The following is a 25,609-nucleotide window of genomic DNA, read 5'->3' as shown; positions in this document are numbered from 1 at the left end:
CGTCATTCAGGGGCGACCAGCACGGCCACCGGGGCATGGGCGAACAACTCGGACAGCGCGATGCGTCCCGAGGGTATCTGCAGCACGCGCCCATCGGGCAGGCTGTGCCAGGTGCCATCGGGAACGGGCAGCGCCCCATCCTGCCACCAGTCTGCCGGCAGCTGCGGCACGGCGGCGTCGACGAGTCCCTCGGCCACCAGCCGCGGCACCGCGACCACCAGGCGCTGGCCCTCGTGCTGGCGGCGGAAGGCCAGCACCTGCCCGGCGCGCGGCCCCTCGGCGTGCAGCACGCGGTAGTCGCCGCGGGCGAACAGCTCGGGCAGCCGCGCCCGCAGCTGCAGCAGCAGCGCGACCAGGCGCGCCTTGGCCTGGCCGCTGCGCCAGTCCTGCAGCAGCGCGGCCCAGGAGGCCTCGTCGGCCAGCCAGCGGCGGCGCAGGTCGAAGTCCACCGGCCGACGGTTGTCCGGATCGACCAGCGACAGGTCCCAGCCCTCGGTGCCCTGGTAGAGATCGGGCACGCCGGGCGCGGTCAGCCGCAGCGTGGTCTGGGCCAGGCCGTTGACCGCGCCGGCCGCGCCGATCGACTGCGCGGCGCCGTGCAGGGCGGTGCGCAGTGCCTTGCCTTCGGGTGCGACCAGGGCCAGGTCGAGCAGCGCGCGTGCGGCGGTCTCGTAGGCTTCGTTGGGCTCGGTCCAGGTGCTGTGCAGCTTGGCCTCGCGCAGGGCCTTGGTCTGCCACTGGGCCACGCGCTCGGCGAAGGCCGCCAGACCGTCGGCATCGTCCAGGCCCAGTTCCAGCGGCCAGGCGCCGACCAACGTCTGCCACAGCATCAGCGCATCGCCCGGCGAACAGGCATCCGCGCCGATCCGCGCGCCCGCCAGCGCGTTGAAGGTCTGCACCTGCTCGGCCCACCACGGCGCGCGGCCGCTCAGCACCGCCAGGCGCATGCGCACGTCTTCGCCGCGCTTGTGATCGTGGGTGGCGGTGGCGAGCATCGCGCGCTGGTGCCCGGCGGCATGCGCCTGGACGCTGGTATGGAAGACCTGCGGATCGGTCGCCAGATGCTGCGGATGCGAGCCGACCTCGTTGCGCGAGAGCAGCACGCCGTGGCGATAGAAGGCCGTGTCCTCCACCGACTTGGCATTGAGCGGCGCGGACAGCTGCTCCAGCCGCCGGCGCAGCACGCGACGCAGGCTGCGCTGCACGTTGGGCGTATCGGGGTCGTCGTGCATCCAGCGCTGCAGCGCGTCGATGGCGGCCTGCACGCGCGGATTGGCCTGTTCGCGCGCGGCCTGCGCGGCGCGCGCGAACAGCGCCGCATCGCCCTCGTCCAGCCCGTCGTTGCCGGCATAGGTGCGGTACACGGGGAAGCGCCGCATCACCGCGGTCAGCGCCTTGCCCATCATCTGCGGGCTGAACTCGCGGCAGATCGGGTCCAGGTGCGCGCAGGCCACCGCGGCCTGCTGGGCGCGGGTGAACTCGGCCTGCAGCGAGGCGTCCAGGATCTCGCCACGCGCCTGGAATTCCTCCTGCGCAAAGTCCCCGCTGCGCCCGCTGACACGCTGCCACAGCGCGGTGAGCGCCGCCTCGCCGTCCGCGTCGTGCAGCACGCCGGAGACCTGGTCCATGAAGTCGTAGCCGGTGGTGCCCTGCACCGGCCAGTCGCGCGGCAGGGTCTCGCCGGGCGCCAGGATCTTCTCCACCAGCAGGGTCACCTTGCCCGGGCGCAGGCCACGCTTGCGCCCGGCCTTGTCGACCTGCGCGCGCAGCCGGCGCAGGTAGCCCCGCGGATCGGCCAGGCCGTCGACATGGTCCAGGCGCAGGCCATCGAGCACGCCCTCGGCGATCAGCCGCAGCGGCAGCGCGTGCACGGCAGCGAACACGTCCGGCCGCTCCACGCGGATGGCCGCCAAGGACGTGATGTCGAAGAAGCGCCGGTAGTTGACCATGTCGTTGCCGACCGCCCACCACGCCAGCCGGTAGGACTGGCGTTCGAGCAGCCGGTGCAGCGTGCTCTCCCCGCGCGCGGTGCCCTGGCTGATGCGCCAGGCCCAGTCGCGGCGCAGCGCCAGATCCGCAGGGACCGCCGCGCCGTCCACGCGCACCGGGAAGCAGGCGTCGTGGTGTTCCAGCTGCAGCTCGCCGGCCGCGGACACGCCCAGCTTGAGCGCGCCTTCGGCCAGCGCCTGCGCGTAGGGCCGGTCCAGCACCGGCAGCCAGAGCTTGCCGTCGTGGCCGGGGCTGCGCCAGTCGATGTCGAACCAGTCGGCATGCTTGCTGCGGCGGCCGTGCTTGAGTACGTCCCACCACCACGGATTGGTCGCATGGGCGGCCATGTGGTTGGGCACGATGTCCAGCAGCAGGCCCATGTCGTGCGCGCGCACCGCCGCGTGCAGCGCCATCAGCCCCTGCTCGCCCCCCAGCTCGGGATTGACGCGGGTCGGGTCGGTAACGTCGTAGCCATGGGTCGAGCCGGCCACGGCCGTGCCGATCGGCGACAGATAGAGATGGCTCACGCCCAGCTGCGCGTAGTACGGCACCTGCGCGGCGGCATCGTGCAGGGTGAAGCCTTCATGCAGCTGCAGGCGCGCGGTGGCGCGTAACTCGGTCATGGCGTCCCCTCGCCGCGTGCGGTGGCGAACGCGGCCAGCGCCGCATCCAGGTGTGGCGTGTCCTGCGGCAGGCGCCGCGACCAGTTGGGATGGCCTTCGACCACGCCGGGCAGATTGGGCTGTTCCTCCAGGCCCAGCGCGTCCTCGGCCGGCAGCAGCGCCAGCGGCGCCGGGCTGTGCGCGGCGAAGGCCAGCCAGCTGGCCAGCGTCTGGCCATCGCCGCCGTCGGCGCGCACCTGCGCCTGCAGGCGCGCGACGTCCTGGCTGCGCTGGGCGTCTTCGGCGGCGCGGTCGATCCGGCCGCCGGTGCCCAGCCGTTCGCGCCAGTCCAGGTCGCGGCCGATGCGCCAGCCGGCCAGGGTCGGCAGGTCGTGCGTGGTCGTGGTGGCCACCGCGGAGCGGCGCCACTGCGCCGGCGGCAGGAAGGCGCCGTCCGCGTCGCGGGTGAACATCAGCACATCGATGCCCAGCACGCCGTGCGCGGCCAGCACCTCGCGCAGGCCATCGGGCACCACGCCCAGGTCCTCGCCGATCACGACGCAGCGCTGGCGCCAGGATTCCAGCGCCAGCAGCCGCAGCAGGTCCTCGAAGGGATAGCGCAGATACACGCCGTCGCCGGCCCTGCCGCCGTCGGGCAGCACCCACAGCCGCAGCAGCCCGAGGATGTGGTCGATGCGCACGCCGCCACGCTGGCGCATCACCGCACGCAGCAGCGCGATGAAGGGCGCGAAGCCGCTGGCGCGCAGGCCGGCCGGCGAATAGCTGCCGATGCCCCAGGCCTGGCCGTCGGCGTTGAAGGCATCTGGCGGCGCGCCCAGCACCAGGCCGTGCAGCACCGCCTGCGGCCACGCCGCGGCCTCGGCGCCGTGCGGATCGAAGCCCACCGCCAGGTCGCTGATCAGGCCCAGGCGCATGCCCGCCGCACGGGCCTGCCGCTGCACGTCCTGCCAGCTGCGCGCGGCCAGCCACTGCGCATAGCGGTGCAGGCCGGGATCGCCGTCGCCGGCATCGGCCGCGGCGAAGGTCACGTGCTGCTCCAACGCCGGCCCGCCGTCCGCGATGAAGGCCTGCAGATCCGCCTGCAGCGCCTCGGGCAAGGCCTGCTCGCGCAGCGCGCGCAGCCAGGCCCACTTGGCCTGCGCACCGTCGTGCCAGTCGACCAGCGGGGCCGCGTTCAACTGGGCCAGGCGCGCCTCGAGCCCGGCCGCCTGCAGGGCCTGCCACGCCAACGCCTCGCCCAGCACCAGCGCCGGTGCGGCATACAGTGGATCGAAGAAGCGCCGGTCGCTGGGCGAATACGGACTGTAGTGGCGCTGCAGCGGCCGCGCGGCATGGATCGGGCTCAGCGCCAGCGCATCGCCGCCGGCCGCGCCCACGCGCCGCGCCCAGTCCAGCGCGCCCTGCGCATCGCCGATGGAGGCATCCAGCGGCGTGCGCGCCGAATAGACCTGCAGCCCCACGCCCCAGGCGCGCGGCTGCGCCACCCCGCAGGCATCGGCCACCGACCAGCAGCGCGTGGGCGCGATGGCCAGCGCGATGCCGTCTTCGCCGGCGCCTTCGCACAGCACGCGGTAGTAGCCGGGCACCGCGACAGGGCCGAGCGCGCCCTGCTCGTCGAACCGGCCTTCCTGGGCCTGGCCGTGCTCATCGAGCAGCTTATACGCGGCGCCCGGCCGGCCCTCGACGGCCACCGGCGTATCGACCACCGCGGTCCGCAGCGCCGGCCGGCCCTGCATGGCTTCCAGCCGGCGCTGGCTGTCGGCGCACTGCGCCGGCGTGGCGCAGGGCAGCTCCATCGCCTCGAGCACGGCGCGCAGCGTCGTATCGGCCACCGTGCGCGGCTGGCTGGCCACGTCGACCCAGTCGACCAGCAGGCCGGCGGCGTCCGCCAGCGCATGCAGCGCGTCGGCGCTCATGCCTGCGCGTCCTGCCACCACGCGCGCAAGGAGTTCGGGCCCAAGGCATCGCTGTCGGCATCGGCGCCTTCGGCATGCAGCAGACGCGCGCCGGCAGGCACGGGCACGGTCAGCGGCGCGGCGCCCAGGTTGAATTCCACCTGCAGCACCGCCGTGCCCAGCTGCCAGCGCGCGACGATCGCGCCCGGCGCCAGCACCTGCGCGCCCAGCGCGCGCGCCTGATCCAGATGCGGCACCAGCTGCGTGGCGCGCACCTGCAGCAGCTGCGCGAACCATGCGGCGAACGCCGCGCCCTCGCCGCGCAGCGACTCGCCGATGTCCACCCTGGACACCTCGAAGGTCTGCACCGCATTGGGGTCCGGGATGCTCGCCCGCACCGCCGGATTGGCGAACGCGGCGAACTGCGCGAACTCGCGCCGCCGGCCCTCGCGCACCGCCTCGTCCAGCGGCGCCTGGTAATCGGTGAAGAACTGGAACGGCTGCCGCGCGCCCCAGGGCTCGCCCATGAAGAACAGCGGGATCATCGGCGTCAGCGCGGTCAGCGCCAGCGCCACGCGCAGCGCCGACGGGGCGACCTGGGTGATCAGGCGATCGCCCATCGCGCGGTTGCCGATCTGGTCGTGGTTCTGCGCGAACACCACGAACTTGGTCGGCGGCAGATGGCCGGACGGCTCGCCGCGCACATGGCCGCGCGGATCGGGCTGGCCCTGGTAGGCGAAGCCCTCGCCCAGCACGCGCGCCAGGTGCCCGCTGGCATCGTCGGCGAAGGCGGCGTAATAGCCCTCGTCCTCGCCGATCAGCAGCACGTGCAGGGCATTGTGGAAGTCGTCGTCCCACTGCGCGGTGTAGCCGTCGGCCAGGCGGAAGGCCTGGTTGGCCTCGTTCTCCAGCACCAGGTGCACGTGGCGGCCTTCGGCCACGCTGGCGACGATGGCCTGGCGCAGGGTCTCCAGAAAATCGTTGGGCACAATCGCGTGCACCGCATCCAGACGCAGGCCGTCGAAGCGGTATTCGTGCAGCCACATCAGCGCGTTGTCGATGAAGTAGCGCTGCACCGCCTCCTGGCGGAAGTCGATGGCCGGGCCCCACGGCGTGTGCGCATCGGCGTTGAAGAAGGTCTCGGCGTACTGGTGCAGGTAGTTGCCGTCCGGGCCGAAGTGGTTGTAGACCGCGTCCAGCAGCACCATCAGGCCGTGGCCGTGGGCCGCGTCGATCAGCGCCTTGAGTTCGTCAGGGCTGCCGTAGGCCGCCGCCGGCGCGTACGGCAGCACGCCGTCATAGCCCCAGTTGCGCATGCCGGGGAAGGCGTTGAGCGGCATCAGCTCAATAGCGGTAATGCCCAGCTCGACCAGGCGCGGCAGCTGCGCCATCACCCCGGCGTAGCCGCCGCTGGTGCCGACGTGCAGCTCGTAGAGTACCGCCTCGCGCCAGGGCCGGCCCTGCCAGTCCGCGTGCTGCCAGACATAGGCCTCGGCATCGACCACGACGCTGGGGCCGTGCACACCCTCGGGCTGCCAGCGCGAGGCCGGGTCCGGTACCGGCTCGGCATCGTCGATGCGATAGCGGTAGCGCGTGCCCGGAGGCAGCGGCAACACCGTATCGAAGCTGCCGTCGTCGCGGCGCGTCAGCGGCTGCGACGCCTGCCCTTCCACCTCCAGCCGCACCTGGTGCGCGTCCGGCGCCCACAGCCGGAACCGCGTCTGCCCGTCGGCGCATGCGACCGCGCCGAGCCACGAACTGCCCGGATGCTCCCCCTGGCCCGGCATCAGACGGCTCGCAGCCAGATGGTGGAAAGCGGGGGCAACGCCAGCGAGAGCGACTGCGCATGCCCGTGCATGGGCACCGGCTCGGTGCTCACCGCCCCGGCGTTGCCGACGTTGGAGCCACCGTAGTGACCGCTGTCGGTATTGAGGATCTCGCGCCACTGACCGGCACGCGGCACACCGACGCGATAGCCATAGCGCGGCATCGGGGTGAAGTTGCTGACCGCCAGCACCGGCGCGCCGTCGCCATCGCGATCGAAGCGGACGAAGGCGAACACGCTGTTGGCATGGTCATCGCCCACCGACCAGTCGAAGCCCTCAGGCATGTGGTCGTTGCGATACAGCGCCGGCTCGGCGCACAGCAGGCGGTTGAGGTCGCCCACCAGCTGCGCCAGGCCGTGATGCTCGTGCTGCTGCATCAGCCCCCAGTCCAGCTGCGTGTCGTGGTTCCACTCCGACCACTGGCCGAACTCGCCGCCCATGAAGAGCAGCTTGCGGCCCGGATGGGCCCACATGAAGCCGAAGTACGCGCGCAGGTTGGCGAAGCGCTGCCAGGCATCGCCCGGCATGCGCGTGAGCAGCGAGCCCTTGCCGTGCACCACTTCATCGTGCGAGAGCGGCAGCACGAAGCGTTCGGAGAACGCATAGACCATGCCGAAGGTCATCTCGCTGTGGTGATGCTTGCGGTGGATGGGATCGCGCTTCATGTACTCGAGCGTGTCGTGCATCCAGCCCATGTTCCACTTGTGGGTGAAGCCCAGGCCGCCGTGCTCCGGCGGCTGCGTCACCCCGCCCCAGGCGGTGGACTCCTCGGCGATCATCATCACGCCGGGGAAGCGGCGGCCGACCTCGCCGTTGAGCCGGCGGATGAACTCCACCGCCTCCAGGTTCTCGCGACCGCCGTGCTGGTTGGGCACCCACTCGCCCTCGCTGCGGCTGTAGTCGCGGTAGAGCATCGAGGCCACCGCGTCCACGCGCAGGCCGTCGATGTGATAGCGCTCGATCCACTCCAGCGCGCTGCCGACCAGATAGGCCGAGACCTCGTGCCGCCCGTAGTTGTAGATCAGGGTGTTCCAGTCCTTGTGGAAGCCCTCCTTGGGATCGGCATGCTCGTACAGCGCGGTGCCGTCGAAGCGCTGCAGGCCATGCGCGTCGTTGGGGAAATGCGCGCTGACCCAGTCCAGGATCACGCCGATGCCGGCGTTGTGGCAGGCATCGACGAAGCGGGCGAAGCCTTCCGGGCTGCCATAGCGCGCGGTCGGCGCGTACATGCCCAGCGGCTGATAGCCCCAGGAACCGCCGAAGGGATACTCGGTGATCGGCAGCAGTTCGATATGGGTGAAGCCCAGCCACTGCACGTATGGGATCAGCGCATCGGCCAGCTCGTCCCAGTTCATGTGGCGGCCGTCCTCGCGCAGGCGCCAGGAACCGGCGTGCAGCTCGTAGATCGAGATCGGCTCGGGCGTGGTCGCGCGGGCCGCGCGACGCGCCATCCACTCCACGTCGGTCCAGGCGAAGGCTTCGGCCTCGGGAACCACCGAGGCGGTGGCCGGCGGCAGTTCGCACTGGCGGGCCATCGGGTCGGCCTTGTGCGGCAGGCGGGTGCCGTCGGCCGCGGTGATCTCGTACTTGTAGCGCATGCCCGGCACGATGCCGGGCAGGAACAGCTCCCACACCCCGCCGTCGTGGCGCAGGCGCATCGGATGACGGCGCCCGTCCCAGCCGTTGAAGTCGCCGACCACCGACACGCGCCGCGCATTGGGCGCCCACACCGCGAAGCGCACCCCGTCCACGCCCTCGTGGGTCACGCGGTGCGCGCCCAGCGCCAGCCGCGCCGACTCGCCATCGCCGGAGACGATGCCGTGCAGCCATTCCTGCTGCAGCGCCGGGCCGAAGCGATAGGGATCCTCGATCTCCTCCAGCGCCTCGGGCCAAGCGATGCGCAGGCGGTAGGCCATCTGCGTGGGCAGCTCGGCCTCGAACAGGCCGGCCGGATGCACGCAGCGCATCAGCGCCACGACCTTGCCCTGCGCATTGAGCACGGCCATGGCCTCGGCGCCCTGCGTCATCGCCACGATCCGCATCCCGCCGCTGCCCGTGGCGCGCGGGCCAAGCAGGGCGAACGGATCGCCGTCGTGGCCATCGACCAGCGCCTGCAGCCGCGGGTCGAGCGGCGCATCGGCGCGTGTCTGCGAAGCATCGCCTTCGCCGGCGGTGATCACCTTGGCCCTCTGCCCGGCCCGGTCGGACTCACTCATGCCAGCGCCGCGGTGCGGTCGTAGAGGGCCAGATACTTGCTGCCCGCCACGTCCCAGCCGCTGGGCTTGAGCATGGCCGCGCGGCGCATGGCCTGAATCAGGCCCGGCAGGCGGAAGGTGCGGAAGGCGCGCGCCAAGCAGCGACGCAGCGCGTCGGCCGACGGCTCCTGGAACAGAAATCCGGTCACGCCATCGTCCACCGTGTCGATCAGCCCGCCGGTGGCGTGGGCGATGGGCAGGCTACCGAAGCGCTGGGCATACATCTGGCTCAGACCGCAAGGTTCAAATCGGGAAGGCATCAACAGGAAATCCGAGCCGGCGAACATGCGCCGAGCCAATTGTTCCTCGAAGCCGATGAAGGCGCCGACATGACCGGGGTAGCGGCGCGTCAGCGCCAGCACGCTCTGCTCGATCTGCGGCTCGCCGCCGCCAATCACCACGATCTGCCCGCCGGCGGCGACGATCTGCGGGGCGACCTCGCAGATCAGGTCCAGGCCTTTCTGGTGGACCAGGCGCGAGACCACGGCGAACAGCGGGCCGTCGCGCTCGGGCAGGCCGAACTCGCGCCGGACCTGGCTCGCGTTGGCCTTGCGGCCGGCCCAGTCGTGCAGGTTGAAGTGCGCCTGCAGATGGTTGTCGGTGCTCGGGTCCCAGCTGGCGTCGATGCCGTTGAGGATGCCGGTCAGGCCGCCGGCCGCGGCGCGGCGCGCCAGCAGCCGGTCCAGGCCGCAGCCCATCGCCGGCAGAGTGATCTGCGCGGCATAGCTGACGCTGACGGTGTTGACGTGCGCGGCATGCACGATGCCGCCGCGCAGGAAGGACATCTGGCCGTAGAACTCCAGGTCCGCGCGCGCCGCCTCGGGGATGCCGAGCAGCGGCGCCACCGCGTGCGGGAACAGGCCCTGGTAGGCCAGGTTGTGGATGGTCAGCAGGCACGGCGTGCTGCCGCCGGACCACTTCACATAGGCCGAGGCCAGCGCGCACGGCCAGTCGTTGAGGTGCAGCAGGTCCGGCGCCCAGTCCAGGCCGGCGCGGCCGCCGGCGATCTCGGCCGCGGCATGCGAGAGCGTGGCGAAGCGCACGGCATTGTCTTCCCACTCCGCGCCCCAGGCTGGACACGTAGGGCGAGCCTTCGCGTTCGAACAGCTCCGGGCAGATCAGCACATAGACGGGCAAGCCATCGTCCAGCGTGGTGTAGCCCAGCGCGCAGGCCGGCAGACCGGCCTTGGGCGCGATCCGGCCGACCATCTGCAGCTTGCCGGCCTTGGCGCGCACGTCGCGGTAGCCGGGAATCAGCACGCGCGCGTCGTAGCGGTGGCGTAGCGCGCGCGGCAGCGAGGCGGCGACATCGCCCAGCCCGCCGGCCTTGATGAAGTCGGCCATCTCCGAGGTGACGAACAGCGACGTGCGGCGCGGCGAGACGCCCGAGCGCACCGTGTCGGGATCGTTAGCCGCGCGCGGCGCGAACCGGCCGCGCGCATCGCGGGCGCGCAGGGCTTCCTGCGACAGCGGCAGCGCGGCGCGGGGTGAAGGCTTCAGGGGACGCGGGGACTCGGGCAGCACAGACGCAGACATGGGGGATCGAACATCCGTCGCAGGAACGAAAGAGGAGAAAGACGGAACAGCAACAGCGAAACGAGCGCGGAGCGAAGAACCGCCGCAGGCCATTGAGCGACCGGCGACGTGACGCGGGTGAGAGGGAGCGGCGCGGCGGACAAGGGGCCCGTGGGGCGCTGCTCGAATCGAATCTACGAACGCCGCGATAAAAGACGTGTGAACCAAATGCCACGATTTGATGACAGCCGTCAAGCCGCGCGGCGCCGCTTTTTCCGGCGTTCGAGGGTCGGCTCGGACGAGCGGTCGCCGAAGCGGCGCGCACAGAGGATTGGCGAGAATTTGACCATCCCACCATGCGCCGGCGGATGGTGGCCGCGTCGTGGCCCGTGTCGCGCGCCTGGGTGACGGGCGGGTCACATTCGCCCGGACACCGCGACAGCGCGCGCCTGGGCCACGCGCGTGCGACACAAGGCGCCACGCCCGTCGCCTCTGGTGCCGGACGGCGCGATGCACCTTCCCGGGTCCGGCGGACTAGGTCAGCGCTCAGGGAGGTTGTTGGCGCGCGACAGGCAGCCAGGCATCCGATGCGACGGCGGCCGCCTGTACAGCACCGCTGTCAGACGACGACCTCATTCCGGACGTCCACCATCCCGCGGCCTGACGCGAGGCGACGCTGGCGCCGCCGCCATCGGGTTGGTCACAATCGGATTGGAACGTTCCCAGGAGCCGCAGGATGTCGCAGCGCTGCACCACCTTCTATCTCGAGATGACCTCGCCGGACGCGCTGCGCGAGAAGCCGCAGCGGCCCGACCTGCAGATCGTCGAGTGCGAAGTCCCGCAACCCGAGCTCAACCGCTTCCTCTACAGGCTGGTCGGCAAGGACTGGAACTGGAGCGACATGAACCGCTGGAGCGAGGCCGACTGGCGCGCGCTGGTGGAGCAGGACAGCCACCGCACCTGGGTGGCTTATCACCGCGGCGCCATCGCCGGCTATTACGAGCTGTATCGCCCGGACGGGCGCAACGCCGAGATCCGCTACTTCGGCCTGGCCGGCGCGTTCCTGGGGCACGGCTTCGGCGGGCCGCTGCTGAGCCACGCCATCCGCGCCGCCTGGGACTGGCCCGGCACCGAACGCGTCTGGGTCCATACCTGCACCCTCGACCACCCGGCCGCCCTGGCCAACTACCAGGCGCGCGGGCTGCGGATCTACAAGGAAGAACACGCGCCGCTTTGAGCCCGTCCAAACGGGGCCGGCGTGCCCCCTGATCGCCTGACTCCAGCCGCGGCGCCTAGGCCGGCACCCACGGGAACAGCCCAGGACCACCGGTCGCAAGGCGCGGAAGGCCGCGCGCAGGCGCGCGGCGGGCCGAGTGCCAAGGGCCGCAGGTGACGCCCAGCGCGGCGCGAACCGGGGGCGTCATCCGGGGAAGGGGCGAGTTTGGTCCCTGCCGACGGGCCTTTCGTCGCCGATTCCGTGGACTGGTCGCGTCCGGGCTGGCGCTCCGGGAGGCGCTGGGTATGCTCGGCCGCAACAGCTTTTCCAGGGGTCGGCACCGTGCTTCCGCGATTCTTCTTCTTCGTTCGTGTCGTGGGCGCGTGGCTGCTGACGCTGGCCATCGCCTTCCCGCTGTGGGCGGCGTTCTTCCACCAGTTCCAGGCGCCGCCGGGGGTGATCTTCTGGCTGCTGGCGATCGGGCTGCTGGTCTCGGCGATCATCCGCGTGATCGATCACCTGCACCGCGTGCGCGGCATGGCCGGCGAACTGGACGCGGCGACCCTGTCCAACCGCCAGCGCCGCGTGGTCGACCTGCCGATGGAAGCCGATGCCGCCTTCGCCCTGCTGGAAGGCGCGGTGCGCGAGCTGCCACGCATCACCGCGCTGCAGATCGTCCACGACAGCCTGCGCATCCAGGGCCAGGTGCCACGCCCGGGCTTCGAGCCGCAGCGCAGGATCGCCTGGTACAACCTGCCGGCGCTGTGCGCGATCAAGCGCGACGAGGTCCTGATCACCATCATGCCGGGCGAGGGCACCTGTCGCGCCAGCCTGCGTTGCGAACCCGATGCCGGTGCCTGGCGCGACCTGTACACCGTGGACAAGGGCGTCAACTACGAGCACATCGAGTCGCTGACCCGCGCCATCTCCCGGCGCGTGGCCGAGCGCCGACGCGCCGAACAGGCCGCCGCCGCGCACAACGCCACCGAGAAGGAACTCACCCAGGCGCGCCTGAACCTGCTGCAGGCGCAGGTGGAGCCGCATTTCCTCTACAACACGCTGGCCAATGCGCAGGTGCTGGCGGCCACCGACCCGCCGCGCGCCGAGCAGATGCTGGGGCATCTGATCCAGTATCTGCGCCGCTCGCTGCCGCGCGAGGAAAACGCGATGTCGCCGCTGGGCGAGGAGCTGGAGCGCACCCGCGCCTACCTGGAGATCCTCAAGATCCGCATGGGCGCACGCCTGGACCCGCGCATCGAGGTGCCCGACGTGCTCAATGGCGTGCCGCTGCCGTCGATGATGCTGCAGACCCTGGTGGAGAACGCCATCAAGCACGGCCTGGAGCCCAAGCCCGGCGGCGGCACGCTGTGGATCATGGCGCGCAGCATCGACGAGGGCATCGCGGTGACCGTGGCCGATGACGGCCTGGGCCTCGGCGGCGCGCACAACAGCGGCACCGGCATCGGCCTGACCAACCTGCGCGAACGCCTGCGCCTGATCTACGGCCCTGCGGCCAGTTTCTCGCTGACCTCCAACTTCCCCGCCGGTGTGGCCGCGACGCTGGTGCTGCCGCGCCCGCAGCCGGTCCGCGTGCCGCCCTCGCCGGCACCGGCCGCGCCGCCGCCGCTGCCGGCCGCACAGGCGTCCGCCGGAGCCGACGCGCATGGCTGAGTGCGTGGTCGCCGAAGACGAGGACCTGCTGCGCGCCGCGCTGGTCGCGCAGCTGCGCCAGGCGTGGCCACAGCTGGGCATCGGCGCCGAATGCAGCGATGGCGCCAGCGCGCTGGAAGCCATCGCCGAGCGCCAGCCGGACGTGGCCTTCCTCGACATCCGCATGCCGGGCCTGACCGGCATCGAGGTGGCGCGCGCGGTCGCCGATGCCAGCCCGCGCACGCAGGTCGTGTTCGTCACCGCCTACGACCAGTACGCGGTGGAAGCCTTCGAACACGGCGCGGTCGATTACCTGCTCAAGCCGGTCACGCGCGAACGCCTGGACGCCACGGTGCAGCGCCTGCAGGCGCGCACGCAGCCCTCGGCACCGGATGTGGCCGTGCTGGATGCGCTGCTGCAGCGGCTCGCACCGAGCGCGCGCCCCGCCGCCGCGCCGCTGGCGTGGGTGACGGCCAGCACCGGGCGCGAGACGCGGCTCATCCTGATCGAGGACGTCGCCTATTTCCGTGCCGACCACAAGTACACCGTGGTGATGACCGCGCAGGGCGAGGCGCTGCTGCGCACGCCGCTGCGCGAGCTGCTGGGCGCGCTGGATCCGGCGGCGTTCAAGCAGATCCACCGCTCCACCATCGTCAATCTCAAGGCCGTGGCCTCGGTGATCCGCGACGACACCGGCAAGGGCCAGTTGAAGCTGCGCAACCGCCCGGAACTGCTGACCGTCAGTCAGCCGTTCATGGGTTTGTTCAAGGGCATGTAGCACGTCGCCGCGCGGCCGGTCTCGGGCGGCGCGACGACGGTTTCGCATCCTGGCCGTGCGGGACGGCCAGCCCCGGCCTGCCTGCGTGCCGGCCCACCGATCACATGACAAGGAGCGCGCCATGCGCCTGTTGACCTCGATCCTCTACTGCATGCTTGCGCTGTTCGGCTGCCACGACGGCAGCAGCAGCACGTCCATCACGCGCAGCCAGCGCGACGGCGTGGATACGCTGTTCAGCCGGACCACGCGCGCGGCCGGCTCGGCGACGTTCCAGTGCGTGCGCAGCGCCAGTGGACGCTGCCATTACCAGCTGTTCGAGGAGACCTGTCGCGTCGGCACCGACGACAAGCGCGCTTGCGCACGCACCCCGGTGGACCAGTTCAGCCTGGGCGCGGGCGAGCAGCGCGTGGTCCAGGGCCTGGACATGCAGGTGAACGAATGCGTGCAGGCCGAAGCGCCCGGCCCGGGCACGCGCTGCGCGGGTTGAACGGGCACGCGGTGCCGCCAGTCCGGCGGCACTGCACCCGCCATGCTCAGAACGTGGTGCCGATCGCCATCACCACGTTGTCGTGATCGGCCAGCACGTCGTAGGGGTTGTCGCCCAGGTAGTTGGTGTAGGCCACCGAGGCGAAGGCGTTGCCGGCGAACTTGGCCGCCAGCCCCAGCGAGACCGTCTTGCGGTCCTGCACCAGGGTGGCGTCCACCGCGTAGCCGTGCACGTCCTGGCCCAGGTCAGGCTGGGCGACAGCGTGGTGCTGCCCACCGCGTAGTTGAGCTGACCGCGCACACGGTAGCCCCAGGCCATCTTGGTGAAGTAGCCCTTGTTCACGCAGCCCTGCGGGTTCTGCACCGCGCCGCAGCTGCCGTCGAAGCCCTGCGGCGAATAGCCCCAGGCGAAGCCACGGCCATAGCGCGCGACATCCAGCCCGGGCAGGTCCACGTGCTGCCAGGCCGCCTCGCCGACGATGACGCCGCTGCTGGCGCCCAGTACTGGGCCCAGCGTGCGCGTGACCGAGGCCTGCGCCTGCCACTTGTCGAAGCGGTCGTAGCCCTTGAGCAGGAAGCCCGGATCCTGGCCAGCGGTGCGCCCACCGACCGGCCCGCCGTTGCGGGTCAACGCGGCGAACATGTCGGCGGTGTTGATCTGCACCGGCAGGTCCTGCGTGAAGCTGACCTCGCCGGCGAACTTCCACGCCCCGGCCTTGTGCGAGGCCGACAGGCCCATCAGGGTGAGGTCCTCCGGGTACTCCCACGACTCGGTGATCGTGGACAGGCGCTGGGACAGCTGCGCGTAGGCCAGCGGCACGCCGTCGGCCGTCATGCGCGCGACCAGGGTCGGATCGGCGTTGGCCATGTTCGGCGTGGTGGCGTTGAGGATCGGCAGGCGCGAGTTGTAGCGCATCCAGTACAGGCCCAGGTCGGTGGCGATGGGCTTGATCGTGTAGTGCGCGGCCACGCCGTACTGGCCGCTGTCCTTGCCCTCGATGTCGCGCCCGCGCGGCAGGTAGGCGCCGACGGCGTTCATGTAGCCATCGCTCAGCCACTGCTCCGCACCCGGCGAATAGGCGTTGATCGGGTAATACGCATTGGACTGCAGGCCCGAACAGCCGTTGTCGATGCCGATGTCCGCGCCGGACCAGAACGTGCCGCACGGATCCAGCTCGGTCGGGCGCCACTTCCACTGGTAGAAGGCCTCCACCGACACGCCGTTGTCGAAGCTGAGCTTGTTCCACCACAGCTCCACCGGCAGCTGGGCCTCGGTGGCCGGGTCGGTGCCGGGGCGGCGCAGCGTGGTGTAGTCGTAGGGATTGACCTGGTTGACGCCCTGGAAGAACACCCCCTCACCCCACTTCACCCGCTGCTTGCCCAGGCGCGAATCCCACGTGGTGGATTCGCCCAGTTTGAAGCGGCCGTAGACATAGGCATCCAACAGCATCGCCCCGGAGAACTGGTTGGACTGGGAGAAGTCGTGGTCGCTCAGCGGCGCATTGCCCTTGAAGCCGCTGGGCTGGTTGCCCTGCGGCACGTCGTTGTCCTTCAGCGCGGTGTCGTACCAGGCGCGGCCACTGACGGCCACGCCGAGGTTGCGCCACTTCAGGTCGACCGCGGTGCTGAGCTTGAACAGCGAGGAATACGCATCGCCGGCACCGTAGTTGAGGTTGCCGTCGTCCGCGGTATCGGCGCCATCGCCGCCCTTGGCCACGCCGTCGGACCGGAAGCCCTTGCCGACCAGGTGCTCCGAACGGCCGGTCGTGCGCACGCCCATGCCGTAGGTCGCGCGCGTGGTCCAGGTCCCGGTGACCTCCCCGTCGGCGAGCTTGAATTCGGCCGCATGCAGGGGCGCGGCGATGGCGGTGGCCAGCAGGCACAGCACCGGCACGCGGCGGCGCGTGCGGGAGCGGGCGTTCGAGAGCGTCATGCGCGTTACCGATCCGTTAAAAACGGCGTGCTTTATAACACCGAAGACAGGCGCTGCCGCGCATGGTTGCAGCGGTGACCAACCCGCGGCCGGCACGCGCCCGGATCAGCCCGCCAGTTGCGCGGCCTCGATCACATGGCGCCCGGGACGCGCATTCAAGGCCGCATCGACCAGCGCCGCGGCGACGCCTTCGGCGGGGCTGGGCCGGAAGCGGCGCGGCAGTACTGGCGAGAGGGCGTGCAGGGCCAGGCCGGCCAGGCGTTCGCCGGTGCGGCGCTGCGCGCGCTCGCCCTCGATCAGGCCGGGGCGCACCAGGGTCAGCGAGGTGTAGCCCAACGCCTCCAGGTCGCGCTCCACCTCGCCCTTGACCCGGGTGTAGAAGAAGCGCGAGGCGACATCGGCGCCGGTCGCCGAATTCAGCGCATAGGCCAGCGCCCCGCCGGACAGCGCATGGCGCGCGATCGCCACCGGATAGTCGTGGTCCACCCGCCTGAATGCCGCGCGCGAACCGGCCTGGCGCATCGTCGTACCCAGCGCGCAGATCACGCTGTCCACCCGCCACCAGTCCGCATCGGCCGGCAGCGCGTCGAAATCCACCACCGGATTGAACAGGCGGGCGTGGGTCATCGGCAGCGGGCGGCGGGTCGGCGCCACCACCCGCGTGACCCGGTCGTCGAGCAGCAGCTGCGAGAGCGTCAGGCCGCCCACCAGCCCGGTCGCACCCGCCAACAGCACCTGCGTCATCGGGTGCGCCCTGCCCTGGGCCGGCTCAGGCATTGACGTCCACCACCACACGCCCGCGCACCTTGCCGGCGAACAGGTCGTCGGCCACCTGCGGCACCTCGGCCAGCGCCACCTGCCTGGTGACCGACGCCAGCAAGGCCGGATCCAGATCGCGGGCCAGACGCTGCCAGGCGGTTTCGCGCAGCGCCTGCGGCGCATCGACCGAGTTGATGCCCGCCAGGGTGACGTTGCGCAGGATGAACGGCGCCACCGTCGTCGGCAGGTCCATGCCCTGGGCCAGCCCGCAGGCGGTGACCGTGCCACGCTCGCGGGTCTGCGCCAGCACGTTGGCCAGGGTGTGGCTGCCGACGCTGTCCACCGCGCCGGCCCAGCGCGCCTTCTGCAGCGGCTTGCCGGGCTCACCCAGCGGGCCGCGTTCGATCACTTCGGCCGCGCCCAGCGCCTTGAGATGGTCGGCCTCGGCCATGCGCCCGGTCGAGGCGACCACGCGATAGCCCAGCTTGCCCAGCACGGCGATGGCGACCGAACCCACGCCGCCATTGGCGCCGGTGACCAGCACCTCACCCGCATCGGGGGTCAGGCCGTTGTGCTCCAGCGCCAGCACGCTGAGCATTGCCGTGTAGCCTGCGGTGCCGATCGCCATCGCCTGGCGCGTGTCGAAGGCGTCCGGCACGCGCACCAGCCAGTCGCCCGGCACCCGCGCGCGCTGGGCGAAACCGCCGTGGTGGGTCTGGCTCAGTCCCCAGCCGTTGACCAGCACCGCATCCCCGGGCTTGAAGCCGGCATGCGCCGACGCGAGCACACGCCCGGCCAGATCGATACCGGCAATCAACGGGAACACCTGCATGATCGGCGCCCGGCCTGTCACCGCCAGTGCGTCCTTGTAATTCACCGTGGAGTACTCGACCGCGACGGTGACATCGCCCTCCATCAGATCGCCGTCTTCCAGCGTCACCAGCTCCGGCTGTACCGCGCCGTCGCGCTTGTTCACCAGCAAGGCCTTGAATGCCATGACCCATCCTCCGACCGAAACAGGGCCCCATGCTAGCCAGCGCGGCGTGAGCAAGGAATTGGTCAGCCGCGTACCGCGCTCGCTAGAATCCCTGCATTGCACGAAGCAATGCCATCGCCAGACCGCCCACATGCCAGGATCGGCGCCGCTCGCCACCGCCTTCGCCTCCCCCTCGACGCCGCACGGTCGCGTGCACCTGCTGTGGCCGGGGCTGGCCCTGGCCAGCCTGGCGACCTTCGTCGCCGTGACCATCGTGGTCCACCTGCTGCGCTCGGATCTGGATGCGGTGCGCAATCAGATGAGCCTGTATCTGATCGGGCCCTGGGGCCATCTGCTCCAATCCGCCTACTGCGTGCTCAGCGTCGGCATGCTGGCGCTGATCTTCGGGCTGCGCGGGAGCCTGCATCCGCGCGCACGCGGCCGGATGCCGATGGCGCTGTTCGTGACCGCCGCGCTGGCCCTGTGCATCACCGCCTATGCATGGATGGACATGCCCGGCGCGCACACCACCGTACAGGGGCGCATCCACGTGGGCGCGGCGAGCACGGCCTTCGTCTGCGCCACGGTCGGCCTGATGTGGCAGGCCCACGACTTTCGCCACGATGCCTACTGGCGGGCGCACCGGCGCTGGGCGCTGCCGTGGGCGGCGCTGTGCTTCCTGGCGATCTGGGCCATGGCCTGGTGCCCCCTGCCGCTGACCGGACTGGGACAGAAGTCGGTGATCGTGCTGATCCTGGGCTGGCTGATGGCCGTGTCGCTGTGCCTGGTGCGCCGCGGGCGCGGCGCCGGCACCGCCTGACCGAAAGCCTTCAGTGCGCGGCGGACTTGCCGCGCAGCTTGCCGACCAGCTGCACCACGCCCAGTACGATCGCGCCGGCCAGCACGCCGATCAGGGCGTTGTAGAGCATGCCCGCCACGCTGGCGGCCACCCCGCTCAGGCTCAGGCCTTCGATGAGGTGATGCAGCGGGCCGATGTTGTGCACCAGGATGCCGCCGCCGACCAGAAACATCGCGATGGTGCCGGCGATGGACAGGAACTTCATCAGCAACGGCGCGGCCACCAATAGGCCACGGCCGATCGATGCCAGCGCGGCGCCCTTGCGCGAGAGCCACAGGCCCAGGTCGTCCAGCTTCACGATCGCCCCGACCAGGCCGTACACGCCTACGGTCATCAGCAGCGCGATCAGCGCCAGCACGATCACCTCCTCGACGAAGGTCGGCGGCGGCGTACGCTCGCTCAGCACGCCCAGCGAGAGCACGATGATCTCGGCCGAGAGGATGAAATCGGTCCGCACCGCGCCCTTGATCTTGTCCTTCTCGAACGCGACCACGTCCACGCGCTCATCGGCCAGGGCGCGCGCCTCCTGCGCGTGATGCGCGGCGTCCTCGTCCTTCGAATGCAGGAACTTGTGCGCCAGCTTCTCCACGCCTTCGAAGCACAGGTAGGCGCCACCGATCATCATCAGATAAGGGATCGCCACTGGCAGCCAGACGCTGATCGCCAGCGCCACCGGCACCAGGATCGCCTTGTTCAGCAGCGAGCCCTTGGCCACCGCCCACACCACCGGCAGTTCGCGGTTGGCCTTGACCCCGGTGACCTGCTGGGCGTTGAGCGCCAGGTCGTCGCCGAGCACACCGGCGGTCTTCTTCGCGGCGACCTTGGTCATCACCGCCACGTCGTCGAGCATGGTGGCGATATCGTCGAGCAGGGTGAACAGGCTGGCTCCGGCCATTGTGCGGGTCGTCCTGAAGAGGGGGACGGGCATTGTGCATGCCCCCCCATGTCTGCGCACCTGACTCACGCGTCATGTCCTAGGCTCGCAAGGCCCTCCCGCACAGGACCGACGCATGCAGCAGTTCCTCGGCGCACCGCGCGCCATCGTCGCCGACCTCCTCAACGCCACTGCGCAGCTGATGCCGCTGCGGATGAGCGCACCCGATTCGGGCATGCGCATCGTGCTGCAGGCCGAGCCCGACGCCGCGAAGGTGGCGGTGCTCTCCGGCGGCGGCTCCGGCCACGAACCCGCCCATGCCGGCTTCGTCGGCCCGGGCATGTTGACCGGCGCCATCGCCGGCGACCTGTTCGCCTCGCCCGGTGTCGAAGCGGTCCTGGCCGCGATCCACACCTGCCGCCAGGCGCCCGGCGTGCTGCTGGTGATCAAGAACTACACCGGTGATCGGCTCAACTTCGGCCTGGCCGCCGAACGTGCGCGCGCCGAAGGCATCGACGTGGCCACCGTGCTGGTGCGCGACGACATCGCCCTGCCTGACGCCGCCCAGCCGCGTGGCCTGGCCGGCACGGTGCTGGTGCACAAGTATGTCGGGCATCTGGCGGCGCAGGGCGTGGCGCTGGCGCAGATCGCCGAACGCGGGCAGGCCTTCGCCGACCGTCTGCTGTCGCTGGGCATGGCGCTCTCCAGCGCCACCGTGCCCGGCCAGCACCAGGGCAAGCGCTCGCCCGAACTCGGCCTGGGCATCCATAACGAACCGGGCGCGCGCAAGGTCGATCCGCAGTCGCTGCAGGATGCGCTGGACCTGGTGCTCTCGCCGTTGCTGGAGGCCGCTGACGCCCGCCTGGGCGCCGACGCGCCGCTGGTGGTGTTGCTCAACGACCTGGGCGGCTGCTCCACGCAGGAGCTCGGCAGCCTGGCCAATGGCGTGATCGCCCGCATCGGCCTGGAACGCATCGCCGTGATGGTGCGACCGGCGGCGCTGATGACCTCGATGGACATGCACGGCTTCTCGATCACCCTGGGCCCGGCCGACGCCGACGTGCTCGAGGCCCTGCGCGCGCCGGTCGAAACGCTGGCCTGGCCCGGCGTCTCAACGCCGCGACCGGTGACCTACTTCGAACCCGAGCGCCCCCAATCCGAACATGCCCCCGGCAGCGGCCATCGCGATGCCAGGCGCGCCAATGCACTGAAGCAGGCCGCGCAGACCCTGCTGGCAGCCAAGGAAGAACTGGATGCACTCGATGCCAAGGTCGGCGACGGCGACGCCGGATCAACCTTCGCCCAAGGCGCCGCCGCCGTGCTCGCGGCGCTGGAGACCGACACGCTGAGCACCGGCGAACAGGCGCGCCTGGCGCAGGAACTGGCAGCCCTGATCGAACACAGCATGGGCGGCTCCAGCGGCGTGCTGCTGTCGATCATGCTCACCGCCGCCGCGCAGGCGCTGGCGGAAGCCGCGTCCTGGCCCGAGGCGCTGGAGCGCGGCATCGCCCGCATGCAGGAGACCGGCGGCGCCCGCCAGGGCGATCGCACCATGCTCGACGCCCTCATCCCCGCCGTCGCCGCGTTGCGCGAACGGCCCGGCGACCTGCAAGCCGCCGCGGCTGCGGCCCGCGAGGGCGCAGCCGCCACGGCGACGATGCAGAAGGCCCAAGCCGGCCGCTCGGCCTCTGTGCGTGCCGAAGCGCTGGAAGGCGTGGTCGACCCCGGTGCGGAAGCGGTGACACGTGCCTTCGAGGCGTTCGCGCAGGCGGCGACCTCAGCGCGCAGCGCTTGATCCGTGAGGCCTGCCGATTCGGGCGCATAGGCCGCAGCGCTGCATCTGCGACGTTCGTACCGCTGACCGCAGCCTCAGCGCCCACGCCAGGTCCATAACGCAGAACGGCCGGGCAATGCCCGGCCGTTCTGTTGGTCTCACGAAGCGCTGCGGATCAGCGGCGGACGCACTGCTTCTCCACGACGCGATCGCCGTGATCGATCTGGTGGTTGCCCTGGATCGTGCGACCGGCCGCACCGCCGGCGATGGCGCCGCCGACCGTGGCCAGCTTCTTGCCGTTGCCGCCGCCGATCTGGTTACCCAGCAGACCACCCACCACGGCGCCCGTGGCGGTGCCCAGGATGCGGTTGGAGTCCTTGCTGTTCTTACGGACCTCAACGTTCTTGCAGACCACGCGCGTGCCGTCGTTGAAACGACGGCCCTCGTCCTGCGGCCCGTAGCGCTGGGCCATGGCCGAGGTGGCGATCCCCAGCAGACCAGCGCACACCATCAGGCGGGAAGCATGGATGTGGGACTTCTTCATGGCGAACCTCGCTTGCGTAACGATATGTGCGGCCATGAAGCCACCCGGCATTGCAATCTCCGGTGAAAAACAGGCGACCTGGCGCCACGTGTTTAACCGCTGGACTGCAGCGTATGTATCGGGTGAGTGTGACCATGAGATAACCCTGGCTCCCACGGCCTGTCAGTCCGGCTCAGGGCGAGCGCTACGCCTCGCGAAGCCCGGCTCAGAAGCGCTTTACCCAAGGCGCTTAATGCCACCTTCGAGTTGAACGTGCCCTTGTAATACCGGGTTCCGTTGCATTGCCACATGGCTTCGTGCGGCCGATGCAGGCTCTGCATCGGATGTTGACGGCCTTTCGCAACACATTGCCGTCCTTCCGCTTCCATCCGATCCGCCCGCATCGAACGCGCGGGCGTATTGCCTGGCTCTTCGGATTGCGCCCAATGCCGCGCAGCGGTTTTTCTTTTTCTTGACGCAAAAGAAGACCCCCTCAGATCGTTGGATCTGAGGGGGTCTCGGGGTAAGACCCTGGCGATGACCTACTCTTGCATGGCTTAAGCCACACTACCATCGGCGCAGCTGCGTTTCACTTCCGAGTTCGGGATGGGATCGGGTGGGACCACAGCGCTAATTTCACCAGGGAGACGGTTGGAGCGTCGCCATCCGATACAGCTGGATCAGGCGCTCAGTCTCGCGTAGTTACTTGTGATGTAGAGAGCGATTAGTGAGCATCGACGTGCGTCGAGGCTAAGGTGGTCTTCGCTAGGGCGAAGCCACTTGAGGTTATATGGTCAAGCCACACGGATCATTAGTATCAGTTAGCTCAACGCCTTACAGCGCTTACACACCTGACCTATCAACCACCTAGTCTTGATGGTTCCTTTAGGGGACTTGTGTCCCGGGAGATCTCATCTTGAGGCGCGCTTCCCGCTTAGATGCTTTCAGCGGTTATCGCTTCCGAACATAGCTACCCGGCAGTGCCACTGGCGTGACAACCGGAACACCAGAGGTTCGTCCACTCCGGTCCTCTCGTACTAGGAGCAGCCCCTCTCAAATCTCCAACGCCCATGGCAGATAGGGACCGAACTGTCTCACGACGTTCTGAACCCAGCTCGCGTACCACTTTAAATGGCGAACAGCCATACCCTTGGGACCGACTACAGCCCCAGGATGTGATGAGCCGACATCGAGGTGCCAAACACCGCCGTCGATATGAACTCTTGGGCGGTATCAGCCTGTTATCCCCGGAGTACCTTTTATCCGTTGAGCGATGGCCCTTCCATACAGAACCACCGGATCACTAAGACCTACTTTCGTACCTGCTTGATCCGTCGATCTTGCAGTCAAGCACGCTTATGCCTTTGCACACAGTGCGCGATGTCCGACCGCGCTGAGCGTACCTTCGTGCTCCTCCGTTACTCTTTGGGAGGAGACCGCCCCAGTCAAACTACCCACCATACATGGTCCCCGATCCGGATAACGGACCTAGGTTAGAACGTCAAGCACATCAGGGTGGTATTTCAAGGTTGGCTCCACTGCAGCTAGCGCCACAGTTTCATAGCCTCCCACCTATCCTACACAGACGAACTCAACGTTCAATGTAAAGCTATAGTAAAGGTTCACGGGGTCTTTCCGTCTTGCCACGGGAACGCTGCATCTTCACAGCGATTTCAATTTCACTGAGTCTCGGGTGGAGACAGCGCCGCTGTCGTTACGCCATTCGTGCAGGTCGGAACTTACCCGACAAGGAATTTCGCTACCTTAGGACCGTTATAGTTACGGCCGCCGTTTACTGGGGCTTCGATCAAGAGCTTCGCCTTGCGGCTGACCCCATCAATTAACCTTCCAGCACCGGGCAGGCGTCACACCCTATACGTCCACTTTCGTGTTTGCAGAGTGCTGTGTTTTTGATAAACAGTCGCAGCGGCCTGGTCACTTCGGCCTCCCCCAGCTATTCACCAGAAGAGGCGCACCTTCTCCCGAAGTTACGGTGCTATTTTGCCTAGTTCCTTCACCCGAGTTCTCTCAAGCGCCTGAGAATTCTCATCCTACCCACCTGTGTCGGTTTACGGTACGGTCTGCGTAAGCTGAAGCTTAGGAGCTTTTCCTGGAAGCGTGATATCAGCAGCTTCGCCCTAAAGGGCTGGTCCTTCGTCTCAACGTTGCTCCCCCGGATTTGCCAAAGGGAACCGCCTCAACGCTCTCACCAGGACAACCAACGCCTGGCCTGCCTAACCTTCTCCGTCCCTCCATCGCACTTACGCGAGGTGCAGGAATATTAACCTGCTTCCCATCGACTACGGCTTTCGCCCTCGCCTTAGGGACCGACTAACCCTGCGTCGATTAACGTTGCGCAAGGAAACCTTGGGCTTTCGGCGTGCGGGCTTTTCACCCGCATTATCGTTACTCATGTCAGCATTCGCACTTCCGATACCTCCAGCGGACTTCTCAATCCACCTTCGCAGGCTTACGGAACGCTCCTCTACCGCGCATCACTTGCGTGATGCACCCCAAGCTTCGGTTTCGTGCTTAGCCCCGTTAAATCTTCCGCGCAGACCGACTCGACCAGTGAGCTATTACGCTTTCTTTAAAGGGTGGCTGCTTCTAAGCCAACCTCCTGGCTGTCTGTGCCTTTCCACATCGTTTTCCACTTAGCACGAAATTTGGGACCTTAGCTGTGGGTCTGGGTTGTTTCCCTTTTCACGACGGACGTTAGCACCCGCCGTGTGTCTCCCATACAGTCCGTCTTGGTATTCGGAGTTTGCAATGGTTTGCTAATCCGCGATGGACCGCTAGCCATAACAGTGCTCTACCCCCAAGAGGATACATATGAGGCGCTACCTAAATAGCTTTCGAGGAGAACCAGCTATCTCCGGGTTCGATTAGCTTTTCACTCCTAATCACAGCTCATCCCCGTCTTTTGCAACAGACGTGGGTTCGGGCCTCCAGTACCTGTTACGGCACCTTCACCCTGGCCATGACTAGATCACCCGGTTTCGGGTCTACTGCCCGCGACTATGCGCCCTTATCAGACTCGGTTTCCCTTCGCCTCCCCTACACGGTTAAGCTTGCCACGAACAGTAAGTCGCTGACCCATTATACAAAAGGTACGCAGTCACCCCTTGCGAGGCTCCTACTGCTTGTACGCACACGGTTTCAGGATCTATTTCACTCCCCTCTCCGGGGTTCTTTTCGCCTTTCCCTCACGGTACTGGTTCACTATCGGTCGGTCAGGAGTATTTAGCCTTGGAGGATGGTCCCCCCATGTTCAGACAGGGTTTCTCGTGCCCCGCCCTACTCGTCTTCACTGATATGGCCCTTTCAAATACAGGGCTGTCACCTTCTATGGCCAGTCTTTCCAGACTGTTCTTCTAAAACCATATCAGCTTAAGGGCTGTTCCCCGTTCGCTCGTCACTACTCAGGGAATCTCGGTTGATTTCTTTTCCTCCGGTTACTTAGATATTTCAGTTCACCGGGTTTGCCTCCAGCAGCTATGGATTCACTGCAGGATACTGCCGAAGCAGTGGGTTTCCCCATTCGGACATTGCGGGATCAATGCTTGTTGCCAGCTCCCCCACACTTTTCGCAGGCTGCCACGTCCTTCATCGCCTCTGACCGCCAAGGCATCCACCGTGTGCGCTTATTCGCTTGACCATATAACCTCAAGTTGCCTC

General features: G+C 68.7%; 14 protein-coding genes, 2 rRNA genes and 2 pseudogenes. 6 read left to right on the top strand and 12 right to left on the bottom strand.

The window, feature by feature from the left end:
- Positions 1-2 precede the first annotated feature (2 nt).
- The 5 genes and pseudogenes from treY to glgA all read right to left on the bottom strand — a co-directional run bounded on the left by treY (position 3) and on the right by glgA (position 10,088).
- The gene (gene treY / locus ACFJIT_RS00105) at positions 3-2,612 is read right to left on the bottom strand and encodes a malto-oligosyltrehalose synthase (protein WP_379654611.1); all 2,610 of its coding nucleotides are present in this window, start codon (positions 2,610-2,612) and stop codon (positions 3-5) included.
- Positions 2,609-4,528, bottom strand: coding sequence for a 4-alpha-glucanotransferase (locus ACFJIT_RS00100; RefSeq protein ID WP_379654610.1), 1,920 nt, complete (start codon positions 4,526-4,528; stop codon positions 2,609-2,611). The genes treY and ACFJIT_RS00100 overlap by 4 nt, the downstream gene beginning before the upstream one ends.
- Positions 4,525-6,294 (bottom strand): malto-oligosyltrehalose trehalohydrolase, encoded by a 1,770-nt coding sequence (gene treZ, locus ACFJIT_RS00095; RefSeq protein ID WP_379654609.1) that lies wholly within the window; start codon positions 6,292-6,294, stop codon positions 4,525-4,527. The genes ACFJIT_RS00100 and treZ overlap by 4 nt, the downstream gene beginning before the upstream one ends.
- Positions 6,294-8,549, bottom strand: coding sequence for a 1,4-alpha-glucan branching protein GlgB (gene glgB / locus ACFJIT_RS00090; protein WP_379654608.1), 2,256 nt, complete (start codon positions 8,547-8,549; stop codon positions 6,294-6,296). The genes treZ and glgB overlap by 1 nt, the downstream gene beginning before the upstream one ends.
- Positions 8,546-10,088 (bottom strand): annotated as a pseudogene (glgA, locus tag ACFJIT_RS00085) (glycogen synthase GlgA). Before glgA ends, glgB begins: the two are co-directional and overlap by 4 nt.
- Positions 10,089-10,839: 751 nt before the next feature.
- Here glgA and ACFJIT_RS00080 point away from each other — a divergent pair.
- The 4 genes from ACFJIT_RS00080 (at position 10,840) to ACFJIT_RS00065 (ending at position 14,234) form a co-directional block, all read left to right on the top strand.
- Complete coding sequence (locus ACFJIT_RS00080) at positions 10,840-11,340, top strand: GNAT family N-acetyltransferase (RefSeq protein ID WP_379654607.1); 501 nt, start codon at positions 10,840-10,842, stop codon at positions 11,338-11,340.
- 321 nt (positions 11,341-11,661) lie between these two features.
- Positions 11,662-12,990, top strand: coding sequence for a sensor histidine kinase (locus ACFJIT_RS00075; RefSeq protein WP_379654606.1), 1,329 nt, complete (start codon positions 11,662-11,664; stop codon positions 12,988-12,990).
- Complete coding sequence (locus tag ACFJIT_RS00070; RefSeq protein WP_379654605.1) at positions 12,983-13,747, top strand: LytR/AlgR family response regulator transcription factor; 765 nt, start codon at positions 12,983-12,985, stop codon at positions 13,745-13,747. The genes ACFJIT_RS00075 and ACFJIT_RS00070 overlap by 8 nt, the downstream gene beginning before the upstream one ends.
- A 121-nt stretch (positions 13,748-13,868) precedes the next feature.
- Positions 13,869-14,234: a hypothetical protein gene (locus ACFJIT_RS00065; RefSeq protein ID WP_379654604.1), complete on the top strand. Its 366-nt coding sequence runs from the start codon at positions 13,869-13,871 to the stop codon at positions 14,232-14,234.
- A 46-nt stretch (positions 14,235-14,280) separates the two neighbouring features.
- Here the strand turns inward: ACFJIT_RS00065 and ACFJIT_RS00060 are convergent.
- The 3 genes and pseudogenes from ACFJIT_RS00060 to ACFJIT_RS00050 form a co-directional block, all read right to left on the bottom strand.
- Positions 14,281-16,166, bottom strand: a pseudogene (locus ACFJIT_RS00060) (DUF1302 domain-containing protein).
- A gap of 105 nt (positions 16,167-16,271) precedes the next feature.
- Positions 16,272-16,910 carry an NAD-dependent dehydratase gene (locus ACFJIT_RS00055; protein WP_379654603.1) on the bottom strand — a complete coding sequence of 213 codons (639 nt, stop codon included), beginning with the start codon at positions 16,908-16,910 and terminating at the stop codon, positions 16,272-16,274.
- A 25-nt stretch (positions 16,911-16,935) separates the two neighbouring features.
- The gene (locus ACFJIT_RS00050) at positions 16,936-17,922 is read right to left on the bottom strand and encodes an MDR family oxidoreductase (RefSeq protein ID WP_130535717.1); all 987 of its coding nucleotides are present in this window, start codon (positions 17,920-17,922) and stop codon (positions 16,936-16,938) included.
- Between the two features lie 130 nt (positions 17,923-18,052).
- On the opposite strand from ACFJIT_RS00050, the gene ACFJIT_RS00045 reads away from it, so the two are divergent.
- Positions 18,053-18,721: a DUF998 domain-containing protein gene (locus ACFJIT_RS00045; protein ID WP_379654602.1), complete on the top strand. Its 669-nt coding sequence runs from the start codon at positions 18,053-18,055 to the stop codon at positions 18,719-18,721.
- A 10-nt stretch (positions 18,722-18,731) separates the two neighbouring features.
- On the opposite strand, the gene ACFJIT_RS00040 is transcribed toward ACFJIT_RS00045, so the two are convergent.
- Positions 18,732-19,655 (bottom strand): DUF808 domain-containing protein, encoded by a 924-nt coding sequence (locus ACFJIT_RS00040; RefSeq protein ID WP_379654601.1) that lies wholly within the window; start codon positions 19,653-19,655, stop codon positions 18,732-18,734.
- Between the two features lie 115 nt (positions 19,656-19,770).
- Here ACFJIT_RS00040 and ACFJIT_RS00035 point away from each other — a divergent pair, with 115 nt between their 5' ends.
- Complete coding sequence (locus ACFJIT_RS00035; protein WP_379654600.1) at positions 19,771-21,429, top strand: dihydroxyacetone kinase subunit DhaK; 1,659 nt, start codon at positions 19,771-19,773, stop codon at positions 21,427-21,429.
- A gap of 154 nt (positions 21,430-21,583) precedes the next feature.
- On the opposite strand, the gene ACFJIT_RS00030 is transcribed toward ACFJIT_RS00035, so the two are convergent.
- The 3 genes from ACFJIT_RS00030 to ACFJIT_RS00020 all read right to left on the bottom strand — a co-directional run bounded on the left by ACFJIT_RS00030 (position 21,584) and on the right by ACFJIT_RS00020 (position 25,589).
- Entirely contained in the window at positions 21,584-21,952 is a 369-nt protein-coding gene (locus ACFJIT_RS00030; RefSeq protein WP_130516257.1) for a glycine zipper 2TM domain-containing protein, read from the bottom strand.
- Between the two features lie 508 nt (positions 21,953-22,460).
- Positions 22,461-22,575: ribosomal RNA gene (gene rrf, locus ACFJIT_RS00025) — 5S ribosomal RNA — on the bottom strand.
- 146 nt (positions 22,576-22,721) lie between these two features.
- A 23S ribosomal RNA gene (locus ACFJIT_RS00020) occupies positions 22,722-25,589 on the bottom strand.
- Positions 25,590-25,609: the final 20 nt, after the last annotated feature.

Origin of the sequence: Pseudoxanthomonas sp. UC19_8 (genome assembly GCF_042700505.1) — a bacterium.
Lineage (GTDB): Bacteria > Pseudomonadota > Gammaproteobacteria > Xanthomonadales > Xanthomonadaceae > Pseudoxanthomonas_A > Pseudoxanthomonas_A winnipegensis.
This window is presented reverse-complemented; position numbering and strand designations above follow the sequence as displayed.